At 65.0% G+C, this 511-nt stretch carries 1 protein-coding gene; it reads left to right on the top strand.

Translation table 11 applies throughout. The features are described 5' to 3' along the window. Positions 1 to 143: 143 nt before the first annotated feature. Positions 144 to 511 (top strand): IS110 family transposase (locus NKH30_RS33105; protein ID WP_352850502.1); only part of this gene is annotated, 368 nt, incomplete at its 3' end.

Here is a 511-nt window from a genome sequence, read left to right as displayed (position 1 = left end):
CCCTCAGCGGCGAGGGTCGGATCGGTGGAATTGCTGACCGTTTGACGGGTCGAGCTAGAGTCGGATCGCCCTCGTCTTTCCCTTGAGGCCTGAACGGATACCCGGAGTTCGGCTCCGAACGACAAGCACAGGACAAGTGAAAGATGACCAACGATACCATCGGGATCGACATATCGAAAGACCATCTCGACGCCCACAGGCTGAGCGACGGCGCGAGCCGGCGTTTTGCCAACGACAGCCGCGGCCACAAGGCGTTCATGAGCTGGTTGAGCCCGAGCCGGTTGGACCCGCCCGGCGTACGCATCGTCTATGAGCCGACAGGTCCATATCACCGGGCCTTTGAGCGGAAGCTGGCGGCGGCTGGCCTTGCGCTGGTCAAGGTCAACCCACGCCAAGCCCGGCGCTTCGCCGAGGCCACCGGCAGGATCGCCAAGACCGACCGGCTGGACGCCGCCATGCTGGCGCGCATGGGCGCTCTTCTCGACCTCGAAGCACGACCGGTGCGCAGCCC

Source organism: Mesorhizobium sp. M1273 (assembly GCF_040318195.1).
Lineage (GTDB): Bacteria > Pseudomonadota > Alphaproteobacteria > Rhizobiales > Rhizobiaceae > Mesorhizobium.
The sequence above is the reverse complement of the archived record's forward strand: the minus strand, read 5'-3'. Positions and strand labels throughout refer to the sequence as shown.